Below are 20,066 nucleotides of genomic sequence, written 5' to 3'. Positions count from 1 at the left end.
GGGCAAGCTAGTCGAAGGGAAACGACCCGAAGCCGCCTAGCTGTCGCCCAGAGAGCTTCTGAACCACCAACTGGTTCATCGAAACGCGTTGTTCCGCAGCTTCGATGGCGAGGCGCGCATGCAACGCTCGTGATGTCCTAATGACGATTGTGCCGCTGTAGTTCCGTTCGGTTAGCGGAGTGGGCGGCTCTTCGCCGGTTCCCCGCAGATCACTCACATGCTGGTCAACAGCCTCCGCTATGGCGGCGATGGCTTCGTGGGCGGTTGGCGCCCCCGCGACAAGTATCGCAATTCGACACACGCACCGATGTATTCGTCGTACTCGGGGCACCATTCGGCACGGTAGGTGTAGCGATTCACGCGGAATGTGATAGCACAAGCACTAGCAGTTTCGACAGTCACTCATAGGCCCCGACAACCCAACACACCAAGGGCATAACCCTACTCAAGCTGCTAGCACATCCGCTAGCGGATTCAACAGCCACCCATAGGTCCCGACAACCCAACACACCAAGGGCATAGGCAAGTTCGAAGTTTGATAGCGCATGCGCTATCAAACGCAGCTCAGCCCCGCGCCATCGCTTCCAGCCGGCGGATGCGGTCCTCGATCGGCGGGGGAGGGGAAAACATCGACCCGATCCGTTCACCCGCCCGGAACGGGTTGGCGATCATCAAGTGCGCTTGGCTCGCAAGTTGCGGTTCCGGCGGCAACGGCGCCAGCTGCACGCCACCGGAGATCTTGCGGAGCGCAGATGCCAGCGCCAGCGGGTCTCCTGTCAGCACGGCACCGGATTCGTCGGCTTGGTATTCCCGGGACCGCGACACCGCCAGCCGTACCACGGTGGCGGCAATCGGACCCAACAACGAAACCAGCAGCAGCGCAAAGGGATTAGCGCCTTGTTCGCGGTCACCGCCAAAGGCGCCGAACCACAAGGCCATGTTGGCCAGCGCGGTGATCACCGACGCCAGCGCGCCGGCGACGCACGAGATCAGGATGTCGCGGTTGTAGACGTGCGACAGCTCATGGCCCAGCACGGCCCGCAGCTCGCGCTCGTTGAGGATCTGCAGAATTCCCGTGGTACAACACACCGCGGCATTGCGCGGGTTGCGGCCGGTGGCAAACGCGTTGGGCGCGCTGGTGTCACTGATGTACAGCCGAGGCATCGGCTGGTGCGCGGCGGTGGCCAGCTCGCGCACGATCCGGTACATCACCGGCGCCTGCAGCTCGGAAACGGGCTGGGCGTGCATCGCGCGCAAGGCCAGCTTGTCGCTGTTGTAGTACGTGTAGACGTTGATCCCGACGGCGAACAGGGTGGCGATGATTAACGCCGTCCTGCCGAACAACGCGCCGACGAACACGATCATCGCCGACATACCGACCAACAGCACGAAGGTCTTCAACCTGTTGGCGTGCGGATGCCAGGTCATCAGCGTGTCCTCCTACGAACACCCGGTCTTGCAGCTTCTAGCTAACCCAACGCCCATCATGGCCCCCTGGGTTCCAATGAGTTCGGTCAGCCGTGTCGGCTGACGGTGTAGTCGACTAGCGCCGACAGTGCTCGCCGGCCCGGGACGTCGGGCAGCAGGTCCAGCTCATGGCGCGCCTGGGCCGCGTATTGCGCCAGGACGCCTTTGGCCTTGGCCATACCCGGCGACGCGCGCAACAGGGTCAGCGCCTCGAGCACCTCCGCGTCGTCGTCGACGGGTCCGGCCAGCAGTTCCCGCAGCCGCGCGGCGTCGGGTCCGGTTTCGCGCAATGCGTACAGCATCGGCAGCGTGTTCACCCCTTCGCGGATGTCCGTGCCGGGCAGCTTCCCCGACTTGTCGGATTCACTGTCGATGTCGATGATGTCGTCGGCGATCTGAAACGCAGTGCCCACGAGGTTGCCGAGACGACTCAGCAATTCGACCTGGTCGTCGTCGGCACCGGCAAACATCCCGCCGAACCGGCCCGCCGCGGCGATCAGGCTGCCCGTCTTCTCGTGGACCACCCTGAGGTACTGCTCAATCGTGTCCGCGCCCGCAGGGGCGCCGCGGGTCTCGCGCATCTGGCCGGTAACGAGCTCAGCGAACGTGTCGGCGACAATCCGAACCGCCTTCGGCCCCAGCCGGGACACCAACCGCGACGCCGTCGCCAACAGGTAGTCGCCTGCCAAAATCGCCACGTTGTTGCCCCAGCGCGCGTTGGCGCTCGGTGCACCGCGGCGGACCTGCGCCTCATCCATCACGTCGTCGTGGTACAGCGTCGCCAGGTGGATCAGCTCGACGACCGCGCCGGCGATGGTCACCTCCGCGGCGTCCGGCTTCGGCCCGATCTGCGCGGACAGCACCGTGAACAACGGGCGGAACCGCTTGCCGCCAGCCTTGAAAAGGTGCAGCAGCGAATCGGTCATCACCTCGTCGGTGCCGCGTAACTCGGCATCCATGAGCCGCTCAATCTGGGTGACACCGTCACGCACCGTCGCGGCGAAAACGGCGTCGTCGAAGTCAACGCCCGCCACCACCGTCGCCGCAGTCCTCATCCGACCAACATACTGGTGAACGTGGAGACCCGAGCTGACGTGGTAGTCGTAGGCGCCGGACCGGCCGGCTCGGCGGCGGCCGCCTGGGCCGCCCGCGCCGGCCGCGACGTGCTGGTCATCGACTTCGCCAGCTTCCCGCGCGACAAGGCCTGCGGAGATGGGCTGACACCGCGCGCGGTGGCCGAACTGCAACGGCTTGGGCTCGGCGAGTGGCTGCACGGTCGCATCCAGCACCGCGGTCTGCGGATGAGCGGGTTCGGCGGTGAAGTGCAGGTGGAGTGGCCGGGCCGGTCATTCCCGACGTACAGCAGCGCGGTGGCCCGCCTCGAACTCGACGACCGGATCCGCAAAGTCGCCGAGGATTCCGGCGCACGCATGCTACTGGGCACCAAAGCCGTTGCCGTTCACCATGACTCGTCGAGGCGAGTGGTCTCGCTGACGTTGGCCGACCACACCGAGGTGAGCTGCCGCCAGCTGATCGTTGCCGACGGCGCCCGCTCCCCGCTAGGCCGCAAGCTGGGCCGGCGATGGCATCAGGAGACGGTGTACGGCGTTGCCGCGCGCGGCTACCTGACCACGGCCCGAAGCGACGACCCCTGGCTGACGTCGCACCTGGAACTGCGCTCCCCCGACGGCGCCGTGCTGCCCGGCTACGGCTGGATTTTCCCGCTGGGCAACGGCGAGGTGAATATCGGCGTCGGGGCTCTATCGACGACCAAGCGACCGGCCGACCTGGCGCTGCGGCCACTGATCTCGTATTACACCGACCTGCGCCGCGAAGAGTGGGGCTTTACCAGCGACCCGCGGGCGGTGTCGTCGGCGTTGTTGCCGATGGGCGGCGCGGTTTCGGGGGTGGCCGGGCCGAACTGGATGCTGATCGGCGACGCCGCTGCCTGCGTCAACCCGCTCAATGGCGAAGGCATCGACTACGGGCTGGAGACCGGAAGGCTGGCCGCCGAGCTGCTGGACGCGCGGGATCTGTCGCGGCTGTGGCCGTCGCTGCTACGGGACCACTACAGCCGCGGATTCTCGGTCGCGCGCAGGCTGGCGTCGCTGCTGACCTTTCCACGATTCTTGCCCGCGACCGGGCCCATGGCCATGCGGTCGGCAACGTTGATGAACATCGCGGTGCGCGTGATGGCCAACCTCGTCACCGACGACGACGCCGACTGGGTGGCCCGGGTGTGGCGAAGCGGTGGGCGGGCGTCACGGCTGATCGATCCCCGACCGCCGTTCAGCTGAGCGATGAAAGCCGGCCGATTTTTCAGGGCAACATGTCCAGCGCGTCACGGCATGCCCAGGCGTATAGTCCACCTAATGAACGGCAAGAAGCTGGCTACGATCGCCGGTACCGCAGCGGTGGCAATCATGCTCGCCGCGCCCGCGCAGGCCGACGACTACGACGCCCCCTTCAACAACACCCTCCACGGCTTCGGCATCTACGGACCGCAGGACTACAACGCCTGGCTGGCCAAGATTAGCTGTCAGCGACTGGGCCGGGGCGTGGACGGCGATGCGTACAAGTCGGCCAATTTCATCCAGCACAATCTGCCGCGAGGCACCACCGACGGGCAAGCGTTCCAGTTCCTGGGCGCCGCGATCGACCACTACTGCCCGGAGCAAATAGGCGTGCTACAGCGGGCCGGCACCCGCTAAGTTCTCACCTCACTCGGTTGAGCGGCTTGTACCCGGCATGCAAGGCAACGATGCCGCCGGTCAGGTTTCGCCACCGCACCGCTGCCCACCCCGCTTGCGAGATCTGGTGTGCCAGCGTGGCCTGGTCGGGCCAGGCCCTGATCGACTCCGCGAGGTATACGTAGGCCTTAGGATTGCTGGACGCCGCTCGGGCTAGCCGGGGCAGTGCCTGCATCAGATATTCCTTGTACGCGGTGGCGAACAACTTGCTGGTCGGTGTGGAGAACTCACAGACCACCAAGCGACCACCGGGCCGGGTGACGCGGGCCATCTCGCGCAATGCCGCCTGCTGGTCGACGACGTTGCGCAGGCCGAAACTAATTGTGACCGCATCGAATACGCTGTCGTCAAACGGCAGCCGGGTGGCGTCACCGGCCACCTTCGGCACCTTCCGCGCACCGCCGGCCGCCAGCATCCCGACCGAGAAATCGGCCGCCACACACCACGCCCCGGACTTGGTCAGCTCCACCGTTGACACCGCTGTACCCGCGGCCAGGTCCAGCACCTTCTGCCCCGGCCCAATCCGCAGCGCCGAGCGGGTGGCCCGCCGCCAGTGCCGGTCCTGCCCGAACGACAGGACGGTGTTGGTCAGGTCATAGCGGCGAGCGACGCCGTCGAACATCGACGCGACATCTCGGGGATTCTTGTCCAGCGCCGCGCGACTCACGGAGCGAGGCTACCTCAGGCAGCCTGAGCCCGTCGCTTCCCCTGCACCGCCTCGTAGTGGCCGAGCAACTCGTCACAGATCACCGGCCAGCTACGGCCGAGCACACTACGCCGAGCTTCGGGCGCGTAGCGGTTGCGTTCGTGGATCAAGTGAGCTACTGCGGCCGGTAGCCGAGCCTCGAATTCGTCGACGGGCAGCAGCAGCCCGGTGCGTCGCGGAGTGATCAAATCTCGCGGACCGCCGGCGTCGGGGGCAATCACCGGCAGCCCCGACGCCAGCGCTTCCTGCACGACCTGACAAAACGTCTCGTGCTCGCCGGGATGCACGAAAACGTCCATACTGGCATACGCCGCGGCGAGCTTGTCACCATATAGTGCGCCAGTGAAAAGTGCTGTGGGCATTGCTGATTGAAGCTTGATCCGGTCAACTCCATCACCGATGATGACGAGCCGCACCGCGCCGCCGGCTGCCAGGGCCGCGAGACGATCGACATGCTTCTCGGGTGCGAGTCGGCCAACGAAACCGACGATCGGCTTTCCGTCCGGCGACCATTGGCGCCGCAGCGCATCGTCTCGCGCTGACGGCGCGAACCGGAGCAGATCTACCCCGCGCGCCCACCGATACACTCGGGGGATGCGTTGGGCAGCAAGGACTTCCATCGTCGCCGTGGAGGGCGCTAGGGTGCGGTCGGCAAGACCGTGCAGGTGGCGGAACCATACCCACGCAGCCCGCGCGGTCATCGGGATTCCGTAGCTCGCCGCGAAACCCGGTACGTCGGTTTGGAATACCGCGACCGTGGGTACTCGGAGACGCCGCGCGGCGCGCAGCCCGCCGTAGCCGAGCAATGCCGGCGACGCCAAGTGCACCACGTCGGGATCGAAACCGTGCAGCACACGAAGAATTCGCGGGGTGGGTACCCCCAGCGGCAGTGTGGTCACCTTGGGGAACATTCGCGACGGCGCCCGGTGTACCCGGACGCCGTCGTGCAGGCGGTCGGCACGGGGTTCACCCGGGGGTGCATCCGGGGCGATGACGAGGGCTTCGTGACCGGCCCGACGCAGGTGCTCAAGTACCCGGATCACCGAGTTGCTGACACCGTTGACGTTCGGGAGGAACGATTCGGCGACGATGGCAACGCGCACGCCACCACGGTGTCAGCGACGGCTGTCGGAAAGGTTGCCGACGGGCATACGGGACGCGAAAACTAGCGATTCAGTCGCTTATCCAGGAGCGCGAGCAAGACCAGCGCAACCGTTGCCACCAGCCAGGCCACCACCGCGATGGACCCCGCCGGGATGATCGCCAACGCGGCGTTACGGTGCTGCACCCGGACCAGGTTGGGATCGTTCTTGTTGTATTCGACGTAAATCCGCATACCGGTGGCCAGCTCGGACGGATACAGCACACCGAGTTCCGGCCGATAAGTGACGCGCTCCGGTGTCACGAACTCGATAGTTGAGCGCCGCGGCCCGGCGCTGAGCACCTCTGCCTGCGCGACGCCCATGTTGCGGTCGATGGCCAGATCGTTGCGCCAGGCCCCGGCCACCAACAGCACCGACTGCAGGGTTACCAGAACCGCAGCGATCAGGATAGCGATTCGCACCCACCGCACCACAATCCGCGCACGGGTATCCGGTAGTTCTTCACTCGTTCCGTGAATCAGGGTGCGCAACAACTGTTTTGGCGAAATCACGCGATCCTCACAGGGACGCCTTGATCGCGGCGTGCAGCTGCCGCAGCGAGGACCGGTCCGCCTTGACCTCCAGCACCCGCATGCCGGGGCCGGCCTCGTCGAGCGCCGACTGCAACTCGTCGACCTCGATCTGCCCGCTCTCCACGTGGTAAGCGCGACACAGCGCGCCCACGTCGACGTCATGGGGGGTGCCGAAGATCCGCGATGACACGTCGGCGAACCGCGGGTCCCCCTGCTCAAGCAGTTCGAAGATGCCACCGCCGTTGTCGTTGGACACCACGATCGTTAGCTGTCGCGGCGTCGGTTCGGTGGGACCGATCAACAGCCCGGAGCTGTCGTGGACGAACGTCAGGTCGCCGATCAGCGCGATAGTGCGCCCGGCACCACCGACCCTCTCATAAGCCAGCGCCGCCCCGATGGCGGTGGACACGGTGCCGTCGATACCGGCGACGCCGCGATTCGACCGCACTTGGATGTCATGGGTGTCCAGGCCTACCAACGCTGCATCGCGCACCGGGTTGGACGCCCCCAGTACCAGCTGGTCACCGGGCCTGAGCGCATCCGCCACGGCCGCGGCGACGTGCAGTCCGGTGGTCAGCGGGTGCGCCCTTAGCTGACCGCGCACCGCCTCGTTCGCGTGCCGGTTCAGCTCCGCACAGCGGTGCAGCCAGGCCGGGTTGGGTGACCCGGTGGTGACCGCCCGGGTGCCGGTGGCCTGCGAGTTGCCCGAGACATCCGGCCAGCGCGGCCCGGTGGTTAGCGCGTACACCGGAACCTTGGGGTCGGCCAGTAGCGCCGACACCGGACGGTGCAGTGTCGGGCGGCCCAGCATGATCACCTGCTGGGGGTGCAGCAGCGGCAGCGCCAGCGGGTGCAGCGGGTATGGCCTCGCCTGTCCAAAAGGTGAGGTTGGCTCGGCTACGGTCGGTAATTCCGCCAGGTTGGGGTGCACGCCCGCGCCGTGGCCGGCGACGACCACCGTGTCGGCCGACAGGTCGATCTCCAGCGGCTGGTCGAAGGTGACCGGCGGAGTGTAGGTCCACGGTTTGCCGTCGGGCCGGCCCGGCGGTGTGCCGGCACCGCGCGGTTCCGGATCTGGGACCAGTGGCTCCCGCAGCGGGATGTCGAAATGTACCGGGCCCGCATTGGCGGTCCGAGCACCTGTGGCAGCCACCAACACTCGGCAGGTGGCCGACCGCCACGTCGCGTTGAGGGCGGCCATGCGTTCGGGCGCGTCCTCGGCCAGTCCCAGGCTGATGGTGGCGCGCACTTGAGTGCCGAAATAGCCCAGCTGCTCCATGGTCTGATTGGCCCCGGTGCCCAGCAATTCATAGGGCCGGTTGGCTGATAGCACGATCAGCGGCACCCGGGCGTAATTGGCCTCGACAACCGCCGGCCCAAGGTTGGCGACTGCGGTGCCCGACGTCATCGCGACACATACCGGCGCATCGGCCGCGATCGCCAGGCCGATGGCGAGGTAGCCGGCGGTGCGCTCGTCAATGCGAACGTGCAGCCGGATCCTCCCGGACCGGTCGGCGTCCTGCAGCGCGAAAGCCAGCGGCGCATTCCGCGAGCCCGGGCATAGCACCACGTCGCGGACGCCGCCACGGATCAGCTCATCAACGACGACGCGGGCTTGTGTCGTCGAAGGGTTCACCAGTACAGGGTGTCATAGCCGCGCAGACGTGGACGGGAAGAGTCGTCACCCCTACACCAGCACCGTGCGGCTAGGGGCCGCCGGGTCCGCCGGGTCCGCCGGATCCGCCGGACCCGCCACTGGTCCCGGTCGCGACGGATCCGGTGCCACCGCCGCCGCCGTTGTGGCCGGGGAAAATCCCACCGAAGCCGCTGCCGCCGACGCCGCCGTGGCCGCCGGTGCCGCCTTGCGCGCCGTTGGTGGTGCCGAAGGGAGGCACCCCCCCCGCCCGCGGCGCCCCCGCGCCCGGCCCCGCCCCCGCCCCCGTCCCCCCCCGGGGCGAGAACCCCGAGCCCCCCCCCCCCGCCCCCCCCCCCCCCCCGGTCCCCGGTGGGCCCTCCCCCCCCGCCCCCCCCACCCCCGCCCCCGGAACCCCCAACCGTTCCGCCTTTCCCCCCGCCCCCCCGGCCCCCGCCGGTACCGCCGGTGCCGGTGGCGACGGAGGCAAGGCCGAACTGATTGGGATCTCGGTGGCCGGTGCTGGCGGCGCCGGCGGCGCAGCTCTCACTGGTACCGGCGGCGACGGCGGTGCCGGAGGCGATGCTCTCGGATTCATCGCCGCGGGCGGGAACGGCGGCAACGCCGGCACCGGCGTCGGCGCTGCCGACGGCGGTAACGGCGGTAACGCGGGGTTAGTCATCAACGGCACCTTCGCCCAGTCGCTATACGGCGACGGCGGAAACGGCGGCAACGGCGTCAACGGCGGGAGCGGCGGCACGGGGGGCAGCGCTGGCAAGTTTGGCGGCACGCCGGGGAAGAACGGGTCGCCATAGCTGGATGAGGGGCCGGTAGCCAGGTCAACGTGGTGGCCAGGGGCGGGATCGAACCGCCGACCTTCCGCTTTTCAGGCGGACGCTCATACCGACTGAGCTACCTGGCCGGAAGGCAGCATGTGCCTCGCCGCATTGGCGACCCTGACGGGACTTGAACCCGCGACCTCCGCCGTGACAGGGCGGCGCGCTAACCAACTGCGCCACAGGGCCTTGCTGTGCTGCTCCAGCAGCACCGCGTAGCAGGGTACCCCCTACGGGATTCGAACCCGCGTTACCGCCTTGAAAGGGCGGCGTCCTAGGCCGTCTAGACGAAGGGGGCCAGAACCGAATCTCTCCGGGGCACTCGCAACGTGGTAGCCGTTGGGAGCCACGTCAGCTTAGGTCACCCCGGGCCCAATCCTCAAACGAGCGTCGTGTGACTACCCAGTATTCTGAACCTCCGTGGCCCCTATAGCTCAGTTGGTAGAGCTACGGACTTTTAATCCGCAGGTCCCAGGTTCGAGTCCTGGTGGGGGCACTGAGCACTGAACAGGGGCTGCCGCGTTCCCGCAGTTGCGCGACTAGGCGTCCGCTCAGCCATGTTGCAGTCTGCAACTTGATATCGCATGCGCTATCACGTTTCCGGTTTGGCGATGACGAGCCGCGGCGGTGCTGGCGTGACTGGTGTGACCGCCGGCCACTCATCGACGGGTTTCGTCGGCCGACTACAAAGACGCCTGCCGATTGCACTGTCAGGTGGCGTGAGGACGCTCACACCGTTTGGCTATGCTCGCGGCATGCTTCCCGACACAAATCAGGATGGAATCCAACCCAACGCGCCCGTCGCCCTGGTGACCATGGAAATCCGTCATCCGGCAACGGATTCCCTCAGCGATTCGGCGAGCCGGGAGTTTAAACAGCTGCTCATCAATGACCTGCCGATCGAACGGCAGGCGCAGGACCTCAGTTGGGGGATGACAACGCCAGGTTCGCCTCCGACGCCCGTTGCGGATCGCTTCGTCCGTTACGTCAACCGGGATAACACTGTCGCCGCCTCCCTGAAGAGCCAGGCCGTCGTCGTCGAGACCAGCGCCTACAGCAGCTTTGAGGCCTTCAGCGACATCGTGTTGCGCGTCGCCGACGCCCGCGCGCAAGTCTCGTCAATCGTTGGAGTCGAGCGCATCGGTCTGCGATACGTCCTCGAAATCCGTGTCCCAACCGGTTTCGATGGCCGCGTCGAGTGGAGCAACTGGATCGACGAACAACTGCTGGGACCGCAGCGCCTCACTCCCGGCGGCCTAGCCCTGACCGAATGGCAGGGTGCCGCGGTCTTCCGCGAGGCGCAACCTGGGAAGTCGCTCATCGTGCGCTACGGCCCCGGTGTCGGCCAGGCCCTCGATCCCAGTTACCACCTGCGCCGCACCACGCCGACCCAAACCGGGCCATTCTTCCTCATGGACATCGACAGCTTCTGGACTCCGCCGAGCGGCTCCATTCCCGAATACAACAGGGACGCGCTGATCTCGACGTTCCAGGACTTGTATGGCCCGGCGCGTGTGGTGTTCCAGGACATGATCACCAGCCGACTGAAAGACGAGCTGCTGCGCCAATAGGTCCGGTCAGGCCTCGAAAGGTCTAGGCGCGAGCACCCCGCTGCTGTAGGTGACATCGGCAAAGGCCTCAGCGAGTTCATCGTCGGGGTAGACAAAGCCGTTTGCCTCGTGCAGCTCCTTGACCGTGTGGGACGAAGTCTGCCAGCCGTTGCGAGCCAGATGGTCGATGATGTGGCTGCGCTTGCCGTGGTAAACGAGATCGTTGAAGTCGACCTCGAACCCGAGCTCACTCATCCGGTCATGGTGTGAGCGCCATCGCTCATCGGCGAAAATCGCTGTGTCAGGCACGAATTCAAACGCCAGCCGGCTGTCTGGCGCACTCAAAGCGGTGATGTTGTCGAATAGCCCGTCCTGTGCTTCGTCGGGCAAATAGACGAGCAGCCCCTCGGCACTCCATGCGGCCGGAGATTTCGGGTCAAATCCTGCCGCCCGCAGGGCCGCTGCCCAGTCATCGCGCAAATCGACAGCAACCGTCCGTCGCTCGGCGGTCGGCTCGGCACCGAGACCGCTCAGCGTCGAGGTCTTGAACTCGATCACCTCCGGCATGTCGACCTCGTAGACGACGGTGCCGGCCGGCCACGGTAATCGGTAGGCGCGCGCGTCGAGACCGGACGCGAGAATCACCACCTGGCGAATTCCGTGCCTTGTGGCGTCGAGAAAGAACTGGTCATAGAACCTGGTCCGGCAGGCCATTCCCCTGGCCATCCGCGCCGGATCGAACTCGGAGTCCTCCTCGACGGGAATCTGCCCGTCGACCAGCCGAACATAAACGTCCATACCGACCGCTCGCACCAGCGGTGCCGCGTACGGGTCATCGATGAACGAGTATTCCGGGTCAGAAGCCAGTGCCCGCTGCGCGGCGACCATCGTTGCCGTAGCTCCGACACTGGTCGCCAGATCCCACCTATCACGATCGGTGCGCACCATACTGCTCCCCTATTCCAAAATGCATATACAACAAATATAGATAACCTAGTTAGTATCCCAGGCCTCCCGACGACACCGCCGACTACCCTTCCAAGCGTGACGGACTTCGCCCAACGGACTATCGATCTTGCTCGCCAGAATGTCGCCGAAGGCGGTCGCCCATTCGCGACGGTCATCGTCAAAGATGGCGAGGTCCTCGCCGAGAGCGCCAACAAGGTTGCTCAAACCAACGACCCGACCGCCCACGCCGAAATCCTTGCCATTCGTGACGCGTGCACCAAGTTGGGCACCGAGCATCTCGTTGGTACCACGATCTATGTGCTGGCCCACCCCTGCCCGATGTGCCTGGGTTCGCTTTACTACTGCTCCCCCGACGAAGTCGTATTTCTCACGTCGCGCGACGCGTACGAACCGCATTACGTTGACGACCGCAAGTACTTCGAGTTCGCCACGTTCTACGCCGAGTTCGCCAAAGACTGGCAGGACCGACGCCTCCCGATGCGCTACGAACCTCGGCCCGCCGCAGTAGACGTCTACCGGTTCTGGCAAGAGCGCAACGGTGGTAGCCGCACCGTGACCGTCGTCCAGCCCGGCTAGATCGGCATCAAATCGGCGCAGCGGCACATTGACGAGGCGTCGCGCTATTATCTGCGTATGCATGCAGATAATAGGCCTCTGCGGTTGCCAGATGACCAGATCGGCCTGGTGGTCGAGGTGTTTCGGATGCTGGCCGACGCCACCCGCGTGCAGGTTCTGTGGTCGCTGGCAGATCACGAGATGTCGGTCAACGAACTCGCCGAGCACGTGGGCAAGCCGGCGCCGTCGGTCTCCCAGCATCTTGCGAAGTTGCGGATGGCGCGCCTAGTGCGAACCCGCCGGGACGGAACCACGATCTTCTACAGCCTGGAGAACGAACACGTGCGCCAGCTCGTCATCGACGCCGTCTACAACGCCGAGCACGCCGGCCCCGGGGTTCCCCGTCACCATCGAGCCGATACTGGCCTAAAAGCGGTCTCCCACGATGCCGGCTAACCGAATCTAACAGCAACACAACATATTTCCCGCAAGCAAAGACGACCAGGGTCAGACTTTGGGGCAGTAGTGCGCCGGGTTGTCACGCTCGTCCAGCGGAGGAAGATTGCGCGCCGGCGTCTGCACCAGGGGTGCGTCGGCCGGGATGCGTGAAGTGGCGCGGTCCCAGCCGGCACGAGCCCGTGGGTGCTTGCGGTATCGGCGGGGCACCCAGGCGAAGATGACGCGGACGATGTCGCCGAAGCGCCGGTGCAGCCATTCGTCACGCCGCGACCATCCATAGCCCATCAGCTCACGAACCGGCGGATCGTAGAGGCCCACCGTCAGCCAAACGAAGAACGGCGCCAGCAACTTGCGCTGCGCGGCCCATAGCCGGTCCGGGATCCGTTGAGCGAAAGGAGGTTTGGGCAGCTCGGTGAGGTCCAGCACGGCACGTGCCGCGTAGTTGTTCTCTAACACGTTGCGGCACATGTGATCCCAGTAAACCTGGAATTCCTCCCAGGAATCCGGCACCGGCCGCATGCTCATGCCGTACATCCGATACCAGTCGATGTGTTCGTCGAACAGCTGACACTTCTGCGCGTCGGTCAGCCCGCCACAGAAGCGTTCGGCCACATGGATAGTTCCCATAAAGAACGTCGCGTGTGCCCAGTAGAAGACGTCGGGGTTCAATGCGTGGTAGCGACGGCCGGCAGCGTCGACACCCTTGATGGTGACGTGATAGTCGCGCACCTCCGCTCCAGTGATCGGTGCCCGGTCGCCATCGAAGACAACTCCGGCGATCGGGTACAACGACCGCATAAGCCGCGGCCCGCGCTCCCGGAAGAATGTCGAGTGATCCTCAACCGCGGCGCCCAGCTGTGGGTGCATGTTCTGCATGGATCCGGCCCATGGCCCCTGCAGCATGCCGCGCCAGTCGCCGAAGTACCGCCACGTCAAGGAATCGGGGCCAAGCGGCATCGGCGGCGCCTCGTAGCCCAGCGAAGACACTGGACAGCCGTCGGCCACCAGGTCAGACCCGCGCGGCATTGCGACCTCGCCACCGCCGCCTGCAAATGAGCCAACTTTGGTGCTGGTCAGCGGGCAATGCGCGGACGTATGTTGAGTCACTGTGATTTTCCCCTGGCCTCAGCGTCAGCGTCAGCAATTCTGACTACACGCGTTGTCACTTTGAGATTTTAGGAGCGACGTGCAGACCGGTCAAAGACGGGGCCGCTGGTCCGGTGTCCCCCTCGAGGATCGCAATGCGCTGCGCCGCGACAACCTCATCGCCGCCGGCGTTCAATTGCTGGGCGGTGAAGGCGGCCCGGCGCTGACGGTCCGTGCCGTCTGCCGCAAGGCCGCGCTGACCGAACGCTACTTCTACGAGAGCTTTGCCGACCGGGACCAATTCGTGCGCGCGGTCTACGACGACGTCTGCACCCGCGCGATGGCGACCCTCACGTCCGCCAAGACCCCACGGGAAGCGGTCGAACAATTCGTTGCGCTGATGGTCGACGATCCGGTGCGCGGGCGCGTGTTGTTGTTGGCACCGGCGGTAGAACCAGTTCTGACCCGGTCCGGGGCGGAGTGGATGCCCAACTTCATCGAGTTGCTGCAGCGCAAACTGTCCCGAATCGCTGATCCTGTGCTGCAGAAATTGGTGGCCACCAGCTTGATCGGCGCCCTGACCGGACTGTTCACCGCGTATCTGAACGGCCGGCTGGGAGCCACCCGCGCACAATTCATCGACTACTGCGTCGACATGCTGCTCAGCACGGCTGCCACCTACGTGCCGCGGCGCGAGCACGGCGAAGCCGAGGTCAGGGCGGCAGCCGGGCCACACGACTGATCCAGTCCGCAAGCGAGACTTGGCAAGCGGTTTCGCCGTGTCCGCGATTGTGCAACTGTGACCTGCCACGCCGGGACGCAAACTTGATGCTACTGGGCGACACAGATATATTGAGTGCTACCCATAGACACAGATAACTGGAGGGATCATGTCAGCCACGCTGACCGACCTGCAGCTGCTGCAAGAACTTGAGCCGCTGGTCGAGGACAAGCTCAACCGGCACCTGAGCATGCACAAGCCTTGGAACCCGCACGACTACATCCCATGGTCGGACGGCAAAAACTTCTACGCCCTCGGCGGCCAGGACTGGGACCCCGAACAGAGCAAGCTTTCCGATGTTGCCCAGGTGGCGATGGTTCAGAACCTTGTCACCGAGGACAACCTGCCGTCCTACCATCGCGAGATCGCGATGAATATGGGCATGGACGGCGCCTGGGGCCAGTGGGTCAACCGCTGGACCGCCGAGGAAAACCGGCACGGCATCGCGTTGCGCGACTACCTGGTGGTGACTCGTTCCGTCGACCCCGTAGAGCTGGAGAAACTTCGCATCGAGGTGGTCAACCGGGGCTTCAGCCCGGGCCAGAACCACCAGGGTCAGTATTTTGCCGAGAGCGTCACCGACTCCGTGCTCTACGTCAGCTTCCAAGAACTGGCCACACGGATTTCGCACCGCAACACCGGCAAGGCCTGTAACGACCCCATCGCCGATCAGCTAATGGCTAAGATCTCGGCCGACGAGAACCTGCACATGATCTTCTACCGCGACGTCAGCGAGGCCGCGTTCGACCTCGTTCCCAACCAGGCGATGAAGTCGCTGCACCTGATTCTGAGCCATTTCCAGATGCCCGGCTTCCAGGTACCCGAGTTCCGACGCAAAGCCGTGATCATTGCCGTAGGGGGTGTCTACGACCCGCGAATCCACCTCGACGAGGTCGTCATGCCGGTGCTGAAGAAGTGGCGCATCTTCGAGCGCGAGGACTTCACCGGCGAGGGAGCCAGGTTGCGCGATGATCTTGGCCGGTTGATCAAGGAACTCGAGATGGCCTGCGACAAGTTCGAGGTGTCCAAGCAGCGCCACATCGAGCGGGAAGCCCGTACCGGTAAGAAAGTCACCGCCCACGAGCTGCATAAGACCGCTGGAAAGCTGGCGATGAGCCGTCGGTAGCCCGGCGACGATGCAGAGCGCGCAGCGCGATGAGCGCGATGAGGAGGAGGCGGGCAATCCAACCCAGCCCGGCGACGATGCAGAGCGCGCAGCACGATGAGCGCGATGAGGAGGAGGCGGGCAATCCAACCCAGCCCGGCGACGATGCAGAGCGCGCAGCGCGATGAGCGCGATGAGGAGGAGGCGGGCAATCCAACCCAGCCCGGCGACGATGCAGAGCGCGCAGCGCGATGAGCGCGATGAGGAGGAGGCGGGCAATCCAACCCAGCCCGGCGTTGCGCATCGGTCCGATCCCGCTCGCCAGCCCGGTTGTGCTGGCCCCGATGGCCGGTGTGACGAACGTCGCATTCCGGACGCTGTGTCGCGAGTTAGAGCAGTCGAAGGCGGGCACGGTCAGCGGGCTCTACGTCTGCGAGATGGTGACCGCACGCGCGCTCGTCGAGCGCCATCCGGTAACGATGCACATGACGACGTTCTCCCCGGAGGAGTCCCCACGCTCGCTGCAGCTCTACACCGTCGATCCCGACACCACCTACGCGGCGGCCCGAATGATCGCCGACGAGGGCCTGGCCGATCACATCGACATGAATTTCGGCTGCCCGGTGCCCAAGGTGACCAAGCGCGGCGGCGGCGCCGCCCTGCCGTTTAAGCGGCGGCTGTTCGGCCAGATCGTCGCCGCGGCCGTCCGTGGTACCGACGGCACCGATATTCCGGTGACCGTTAAGTTCCGCATCGGCATCGACGACGCTCACCACACGCACCTGGACGCCGGCCGAATCGCTGAAGCCGAGGGTGCTGCCGCAGTCGCGCTGCACGCCCGGACGGCGGCGCAACGCTATGCCGGCACGGCCGATTGGGAGCAGATCGCCCAGCTCAAACAGCAGGTTCGGACGATCCCGGTCCTGGGTAACGGCGACATCTACGATGCCAGCGATGCGCTGGCGATGATGGCTACCACCGGGTGCGACGGCGTTGTCATCGGCCGCGGCTGCCTGGGCCGGCCGTGGCTTTTTGCCGAGTTATCGGCCGCGTTCACCGGCAACGCACCGCCCGTCCCGCCGACTCTCGGCGAGGTCGCCGACATCATCCGCCGGCACGGGGCCCTGCTTGCCGCACATTTCGGCGAAGACAAGGGCATGCGCGATATCCGCAAACACGTCGGTTGGTATCTGCATGGCTTCCCGGCCGGCTCTGACTTGCGTCGGGCGTTAGCGCTGGTCAAGACGCTGGATGAACTTGACCGCCTGCTGGATCGGCTGGACGGCAACGTCGCGTTCCCGGACGCCGCCACCGGCCCGCGTGGTCGCCAGGGTTCACCCGCCCGGGTTGCCCTGCCCGACGGCTGGCTGAACGACCCCGATGACTGCCATGTGCCCGACGGGGCCGACATCATGCACTCTGGTGGTTGAACCGAGACGCTCTTGAAATCGCGTCTTCGCCGATATGTCAGTACGATGTGAGCCTTACGGAACTGCGCGGCGCTGATCAGATAGCGCTGCGCTCACGCTTGTGCACAGCACCACTGACGTCCGCATCAGACTTTCGGAGGCCGGTAGGACATGAGTGACGGCGAACACGACGCCACTCGTCGCCGTCGGCGCGCCTCGGACGCCCTTGCCGATGCCGATGCTGAATGGCTTACCGCAGAACCGCGGCAAACGCCAGGCGCCGCGCCGTGGGAACGGTTCGCTGCGTCCGCGGTTGATGCGGATCAGCGCCGATGGTCGGCTACGCCACCCGAGGAACCCGAGGAACCCGAAGAACCCGAGCAGCCCGAGGACACCTCGAGGGTCGGAAGCCACATCGGCGGGGGCGTCAGCGTCGCCGAACTGATCGCAAAGCTCGGCGCTCCCGTTCCTGTCCATCCCACTCACCATCGCGTCGCCGCGGACCCTGAACCAGACCCAGAGCCGTCCGACGTGAACGCGGAGGACCCGGACGACCGGCAGGACACCGACGTCATTCCCATCCCGGCCTACTCTCTCCAGCTCCAATCGGAGCTGCCCGACCTCGGGGCGACCAACTATCCGCACGGCGACGAGATCGACGGCGACACCAAGAAGCCCAGCAAGACCACGTCGGCTCGCAGGTCAACAAAGCGGATCCGTCGGTCCGCTGTAACCAAGGCCCCTAAGACTCGCGCAGCGGCGCCGAAATCCCGCCGCCGTCCGCTGTTGCTGGCCGGACGCTCGCTGGCGGCATTGGTTGCCGTGCTGGCACTGACCCTGACCGGCGGGGCTTGGCAGTGGAGCGCGTCGAAGAACAGCCGGCTGAACATCGTAAGCGCGCTCGACCCGAGTTCGGGCGACATCGTCGATCCCAATGCGCAGTACGGCGATGAGAACTTCTTGATCGTCGGAATGGACTCACGCTTAGGCGCGAACGCCAATATCGGCGCCGGCGACACCGAGGATGCGGGTGGCGCGCGGTCGGACACCGTGATGCTGGTCAACATTCCGGCGAATCGCCAACGAGTTGTCGCGGTGTCGTTCCCGCGTGACCTTGCCATCAACCCGATCCAGTGCGAGGCCTGGAACCCAGAGACCGGCAAGTACGGACCCATCTACGACGAGAAGACGGGAAAGATGGGTCCCAGGATGGTCTACACCGAGACCAAGCTGAATTCGGCGTTCTCCTTCGGCGGTCCGAAGTGTCTGGTGAAGGTCATTCAAAAGCTGTCGGGGTTGAGCATCAACCGGTTCATCGCCGTAGATTTTGTCGGTTTCGCGCGGATGGTCGAGGCACTTGGCGGCGTCGAGGTGTGCTCCACCACTCCGCTGCGGGACTACGAATTGGGCACGGTGCTCGATCACGCCGGACGCCAAGTCATCGACGGGCCGACCGCGCTGAACTATGTGCGGGCCCGCCAAGTCACCACCGAGAGCAACGGCGACTACGGCCGCATCAAACGCCAGCAGTTGTTCCTGTCGTCGCTGCTGCGTTCGATGATCTCCGCGGATACCTTGTTGAACCTGAACAAGCTCAACAACGTCGTCAATATGTTCATCGGCAACAGCTACGTCGATAACGTCAAGACCAAAGACCTGGTAGAGCTCGGTCGGTCACTGCAGCACATGGCGGCCGGGCACGTCACGTTCGTCACGGTGCCCACCGGTGTGACAGACCAGAACGGCGACGAGCCCCCGCGCACGTCCGACATGAAGGCACTTTTCACCGCGATCATCAACGATGATCCACTGCCACTGGAAAACGATCACAACGCGCAGACGTTGGGGACCTCCCCAACATCGGGGCCGACTACCGCGCCCACTACCACCAAGAAGACACCCCAGGCGAGCCCGACCAATGAAACTCAGCGCCAGCAGGTGACAACGACCTCGCCGCAAGAGGTCACGGTTCAGGTCTCCAACGGCACCAGCACTGCCGGTCTGGCCACCACCGCGGCTAATCAACTGAGGCGGAACGGCTTCAACGTGATGACGCCGGACGACTACCCGAGTTCGCTGAAGGCCACGACGGTGTTCTTTGCGCCTGGCAACGAGCAGGCCGCCGCCACCGTGGCCGCGGCGTTCGGCGGTTCAAAGGTCGAGCGGGTTACCGGAATTGGACAGGTGATTCAGGTTGTCCTGGGACCAGACTTCAGCTCGGTGACCACGCCCCCGCCTAGCGGCTCCTCGGTCAGCGTTCAGATAAGCCGCAACTCCACCGCAACTCCGACCAGACTCCCCGAAGATCTGACGGTCACCAACGCCGCCGACACTACTTGCGAGTAGAGCCTGGGCAGCGCTTGGCGGCGTTTCGCGTGTTGAGAACGTAGGCTTTATTCCATGCGGACCGCCTACCATGAGCAACTCTCGGAATTGTCCGAGCGGCTCGGCGAGATGTGCGGGCTAGCAGGGATCGCCATGGAGCGGGCAACGCAAGCGTTGTTGCAGGCCGATCTAGTGCTGGCCGAACAGGTGATCTCCGACCACGAGAAGATCGCGAGCCTGAGCACCCGCGCCGAGGAGAGTGCCTTCGTACTGCTGGCTTTACAGGCGCCGGTCGCCGGTGACCTCAGATCTATCGTCAGCGCCATTCAGATGGTGGCCGACATTGACCGCATGGGTGCGCTGGCCCTCCACGTTGCCAAGATCGCCCGCCGCCGCCATCCCCAGCACGCATTGCCTGAAGAGGTCAATGGCTATTTTGCCGAAATGGGCAGGGTCGCAGTCGAATTGGGCAGCAGCGCGCAAGAGGTGGTGCTGTCTCGCGACCCGGAGAAAGCTGCGCGGATCCGCGAAGAAGACGACGCGATGGACGATTTGCACCGGCACTTGTTTACCGTGCTGATGGATCGTGAATGGAAGCACGGTGTGGCGGCCGCCGTCGACGTTACGTTGCTGGGCCGGTTCTACGAACGCTTCGCCGACCATGCCGTCGAAGTGGCACGACGTGTCATCTTCCAGGCCACCGGCAGGTTCCCCGAGGACGATACGGCGCCGTCCTCGCGGCCGTCGCACTAGCTAGCTA

The 20,066-nt window shown here is 65.3% G+C and carries 21 protein-coding genes and 4 tRNA genes; 12 read left to right on the top strand and 13 right to left on the bottom strand.

Annotated elements, in window-relative coordinates; genetic code table 11:
- Positions 1-7: 7 nt before the first annotated feature.
- From MSIMFI_RS29635 to grcC1, 3 genes are all read right to left on the bottom strand, one after another.
- Positions 8-217 carry a type II toxin-antitoxin system HicB family antitoxin gene (locus tag MSIMFI_RS29635; RefSeq protein WP_224770151.1) on the bottom strand — a complete coding sequence of 70 codons (210 nt, stop codon included), beginning with the start codon at positions 215-217 and terminating at the stop codon, positions 8-10.
- Between the two features lie 347 nt (positions 218-564).
- Positions 565-1,428 carry a zinc metalloprotease HtpX gene (gene htpX / locus MSIMFI_RS10840; protein ID WP_191497199.1) on the bottom strand — a complete coding sequence of 288 codons (864 nt, stop codon included), beginning with the start codon at positions 1,426-1,428 and terminating at the stop codon, positions 565-567.
- Positions 1,429-1,514: 86 nt separating this feature from the next.
- Entirely contained in the window at positions 1,515-2,522 is a 1,008-nt protein-coding gene (grcC1, locus tag MSIMFI_RS10835; RefSeq protein WP_186241590.1) for a nonaprenyl/(2E,6E)-farnesyl/geranylgeranyl diphosphat synthase, read from the bottom strand.
- Between the two features lie 21 nt (positions 2,523-2,543).
- On the opposite strand from grcC1, the gene menJ reads away from it, so the two are divergent.
- Together menJ and MSIMFI_RS10825 are read left to right on the top strand one after the other, a co-directional pair.
- On the top strand, positions 2,544-3,764 hold the full coding sequence (gene menJ / locus MSIMFI_RS10830) for a menaquinone reductase (RefSeq protein ID WP_396819807.1): 1,221 nt from the start codon (positions 2,544-2,546) through the stop codon (positions 3,762-3,764).
- 75 nt (positions 3,765-3,839) lie between these two features.
- Complete coding sequence (locus tag MSIMFI_RS10825; RefSeq protein WP_191497198.1) at positions 3,840-4,178, top strand: DUF732 domain-containing protein; 339 nt, start codon at positions 3,840-3,842, stop codon at positions 4,176-4,178.
- A gap of 4 nt (positions 4,179-4,182) precedes the next feature.
- Here MSIMFI_RS10825 and MSIMFI_RS10820 read toward each other — a convergent pair whose 3' ends face one another.
- The 5 genes from MSIMFI_RS10820 to MSIMFI_RS10800 all read right to left on the bottom strand — a co-directional run bounded on the left by MSIMFI_RS10820 (position 4,183) and on the right by MSIMFI_RS10800 (position 8,652).
- Entirely contained in the window at positions 4,183-4,884 is a 702-nt protein-coding gene (locus MSIMFI_RS10820) for a demethylmenaquinone methyltransferase (protein ID WP_191497197.1), read from the bottom strand.
- A gap of 14 nt (positions 4,885-4,898) precedes the next feature.
- Positions 4,899-6,026, bottom strand: a complete 1,128-nt coding sequence (locus MSIMFI_RS10815; RefSeq protein ID WP_191497196.1) for a glycosyltransferase family 4 protein — start codon at positions 6,024-6,026, stop codon at positions 4,899-4,901.
- A gap of 62 nt (positions 6,027-6,088) precedes the next feature.
- A complete protein-coding gene (locus tag MSIMFI_RS10810) occupies positions 6,089-6,577 on the bottom strand; it encodes a DUF3592 domain-containing protein (protein ID WP_186241586.1) in 489 nt (162 codons plus the stop codon).
- Between the two features lie 7 nt (positions 6,578-6,584).
- Positions 6,585-8,234 carry a 2-succinyl-5-enolpyruvyl-6-hydroxy-3-cyclohexene-1-carboxylic-acid synthase gene (menD, locus tag MSIMFI_RS10805; protein WP_191497195.1) on the bottom strand — a complete coding sequence of 550 codons (1,650 nt, stop codon included), beginning with the start codon at positions 8,232-8,234 and terminating at the stop codon, positions 6,585-6,587.
- Between the two features lie 70 nt (positions 8,235-8,304).
- Entirely contained in the window at positions 8,305-8,652 is a 348-nt protein-coding gene (locus MSIMFI_RS10800; protein ID WP_191498239.1) for a hypothetical protein, read from the bottom strand.
- 91 nt (positions 8,653-8,743) lie between these two features.
- On the opposite strand from MSIMFI_RS10800, the gene MSIMFI_RS10795 reads away from it, so the two are divergent.
- On the top strand, positions 8,744-9,046 hold the full coding sequence (locus MSIMFI_RS10795; RefSeq protein ID WP_263597366.1) for a hypothetical protein: 303 nt from the start codon (positions 8,744-8,746) through the stop codon (positions 9,044-9,046).
- 30 nt (positions 9,047-9,076) lie between these two features.
- Here MSIMFI_RS10795 and MSIMFI_RS10790 read toward each other — a convergent pair.
- From MSIMFI_RS10790 to MSIMFI_RS10780, 3 genes are all read right to left on the bottom strand, one after another.
- A tRNA-Phe gene (locus MSIMFI_RS10790) sits at positions 9,077-9,153 on the bottom strand.
- 26 nt (positions 9,154-9,179) lie between these two features.
- Positions 9,180-9,256, bottom strand: a tRNA-Asp gene (locus MSIMFI_RS10785).
- A gap of 35 nt (positions 9,257-9,291) precedes the next feature.
- Positions 9,292-9,365, bottom strand: a tRNA-Glu gene (locus MSIMFI_RS10780).
- Positions 9,366-9,490: 125 nt separating this feature from the next.
- Here MSIMFI_RS10780 and MSIMFI_RS10775 point away from each other — a divergent pair.
- Both MSIMFI_RS10775 and MSIMFI_RS10770 read left to right on the top strand, forming a co-directional pair.
- Positions 9,491-9,563, top strand: a tRNA-Lys gene (locus MSIMFI_RS10775).
- 259 nt (positions 9,564-9,822) lie between these two features.
- On the top strand, positions 9,823-10,638 hold the full coding sequence (locus MSIMFI_RS10770) for a TIGR04255 family protein (RefSeq protein ID WP_186245968.1): 816 nt from the start codon (positions 9,823-9,825) through the stop codon (positions 10,636-10,638).
- A gap of 6 nt (positions 10,639-10,644) precedes the next feature.
- On the opposite strand, the gene MSIMFI_RS10765 is transcribed toward MSIMFI_RS10770, so the two are convergent.
- The gene (locus MSIMFI_RS10765) at positions 10,645-11,565 is read right to left on the bottom strand and encodes a class I SAM-dependent methyltransferase (RefSeq protein WP_191497194.1); all 921 of its coding nucleotides are present in this window, start codon (positions 11,563-11,565) and stop codon (positions 10,645-10,647) included.
- Between the two features lie 96 nt (positions 11,566-11,661).
- On the opposite strand from MSIMFI_RS10765, the gene MSIMFI_RS10760 reads away from it, so the two are divergent.
- Positions 11,662-12,162, top strand: a complete 501-nt coding sequence (locus tag MSIMFI_RS10760; RefSeq protein WP_191497193.1) for a nucleoside deaminase — start codon at positions 11,662-11,664, stop codon at positions 12,160-12,162.
- A 57-nt stretch (positions 12,163-12,219) separates the two neighbouring features.
- Positions 12,220-12,597 (top strand): ArsR/SmtB family transcription factor, encoded by a 378-nt coding sequence (locus MSIMFI_RS10755; protein WP_191497192.1) that lies wholly within the window; start codon positions 12,220-12,222, stop codon positions 12,595-12,597.
- Between the two features lie 51 nt (positions 12,598-12,648).
- Here MSIMFI_RS10755 and MSIMFI_RS10750 read toward each other — a convergent pair whose 3' ends face one another.
- Positions 12,649-13,707 carry an oxygenase MpaB family protein gene (locus MSIMFI_RS10750; protein WP_191497191.1) on the bottom strand — a complete coding sequence of 353 codons (1,059 nt, stop codon included), beginning with the start codon at positions 13,705-13,707 and terminating at the stop codon, positions 12,649-12,651.
- 79 nt (positions 13,708-13,786) lie between these two features.
- Here MSIMFI_RS10750 and MSIMFI_RS10745 point away from each other — a divergent pair, with 79 nt between their 5' ends.
- The 5 genes from MSIMFI_RS10745 (at position 13,787) to phoU (ending at position 20,059) form a co-directional block, all read left to right on the top strand.
- Positions 13,787-14,428, top strand: coding sequence for a TetR/AcrR family transcriptional regulator (locus MSIMFI_RS10745; RefSeq protein WP_191497190.1), 642 nt, complete (start codon positions 13,787-13,789; stop codon positions 14,426-14,428).
- Between the two features lie 148 nt (positions 14,429-14,576).
- On the top strand, positions 14,577-15,593 hold the full coding sequence (locus MSIMFI_RS10740; protein ID WP_191497189.1) for an acyl-ACP desaturase: 1,017 nt from the start codon (positions 14,577-14,579) through the stop codon (positions 15,591-15,593).
- Between the two features lie 239 nt (positions 15,594-15,832).
- A complete protein-coding gene (dusB, locus tag MSIMFI_RS10735; protein ID WP_191497188.1) occupies positions 15,833-17,002 on the top strand; it encodes a tRNA dihydrouridine synthase DusB in 1,170 nt (389 codons plus the stop codon).
- Positions 17,003-17,152: 150 nt separating this feature from the next.
- Positions 17,153-19,327: an LCP family protein gene (locus MSIMFI_RS10730; protein WP_224770149.1), complete on the top strand. Its 2,175-nt coding sequence runs from the start codon at positions 17,153-17,155 to the stop codon at positions 19,325-19,327.
- Between the two features lie 54 nt (positions 19,328-19,381).
- Positions 19,382-20,059: a phosphate signaling complex protein PhoU gene (gene phoU / locus MSIMFI_RS10725; protein WP_191497187.1), complete on the top strand. Its 678-nt coding sequence runs from the start codon at positions 19,382-19,384 to the stop codon at positions 20,057-20,059.
- Positions 20,060-20,066 lie beyond the last annotated feature (7 nt).

Origin of the sequence: Mycobacterium simulans (assembly GCF_900232995.1) — a bacterium.
Classification (GTDB): domain Bacteria; phylum Actinomycetota; class Actinomycetes; order Mycobacteriales; family Mycobacteriaceae; genus Mycobacterium; species Mycobacterium simulans.
The sequence above is the reverse complement of the archived record's forward strand: the minus strand, read 5'-3'. Positions and strand labels throughout refer to the sequence as shown.

Excerpts from the sequence above, each read along its gene's own strand:
- MSIMFI_RS10825 (WP_191497198.1), top strand. The coding sequence starts at position 3,840 with ATGAACGGCAAGAAGCTGGCTACGATCGCCGGTACCGCAGCGGTGGCA.
- dusB (WP_191497188.1), top strand. The coding sequence starts at position 15,833 with ATGAGGAGGAGGCGGGCAATCCAACCCAGCCCGGCGTTGCGCATCGGT.
- MSIMFI_RS10765 (WP_191497194.1), bottom strand. The coding sequence starts at position 11,565 with ATGGTGCGCACCGATCGTGATAGGTGGGATCTGGCGACCAGTGTCGGA.
- MSIMFI_RS10740 (WP_191497189.1), top strand. The coding sequence starts at position 14,577 with ATGTCAGCCACGCTGACCGACCTGCAGCTGCTGCAAGAACTTGAGCCG.
- grcC1 (WP_186241590.1), bottom strand. The coding sequence starts at position 2,522 with ATGAGGACTGCGGCGACGGTGGTGGCGGGCGTTGACTTCGACGACGCC.
- MSIMFI_RS10755 (WP_191497192.1), top strand. The coding sequence starts at position 12,220 with ATGCATGCAGATAATAGGCCTCTGCGGTTGCCAGATGACCAGATCGGC.
- htpX (WP_191497199.1), bottom strand. The coding sequence starts at position 1,428 with ATGACCTGGCATCCGCACGCCAACAGGTTGAAGACCTTCGTGCTGTTG.
- phoU (WP_191497187.1), top strand. The coding sequence starts at position 19,382 with ATGCGGACCGCCTACCATGAGCAACTCTCGGAATTGTCCGAGCGGCTC.
- MSIMFI_RS10770 (WP_186245968.1), top strand. The coding sequence starts at position 9,823 with ATGCTTCCCGACACAAATCAGGATGGAATCCAACCCAACGCGCCCGTC.
- MSIMFI_RS10730 (WP_224770149.1), top strand. The coding sequence starts at position 17,153 with ATGAGTGACGGCGAACACGACGCCACTCGTCGCCGTCGGCGCGCCTCG.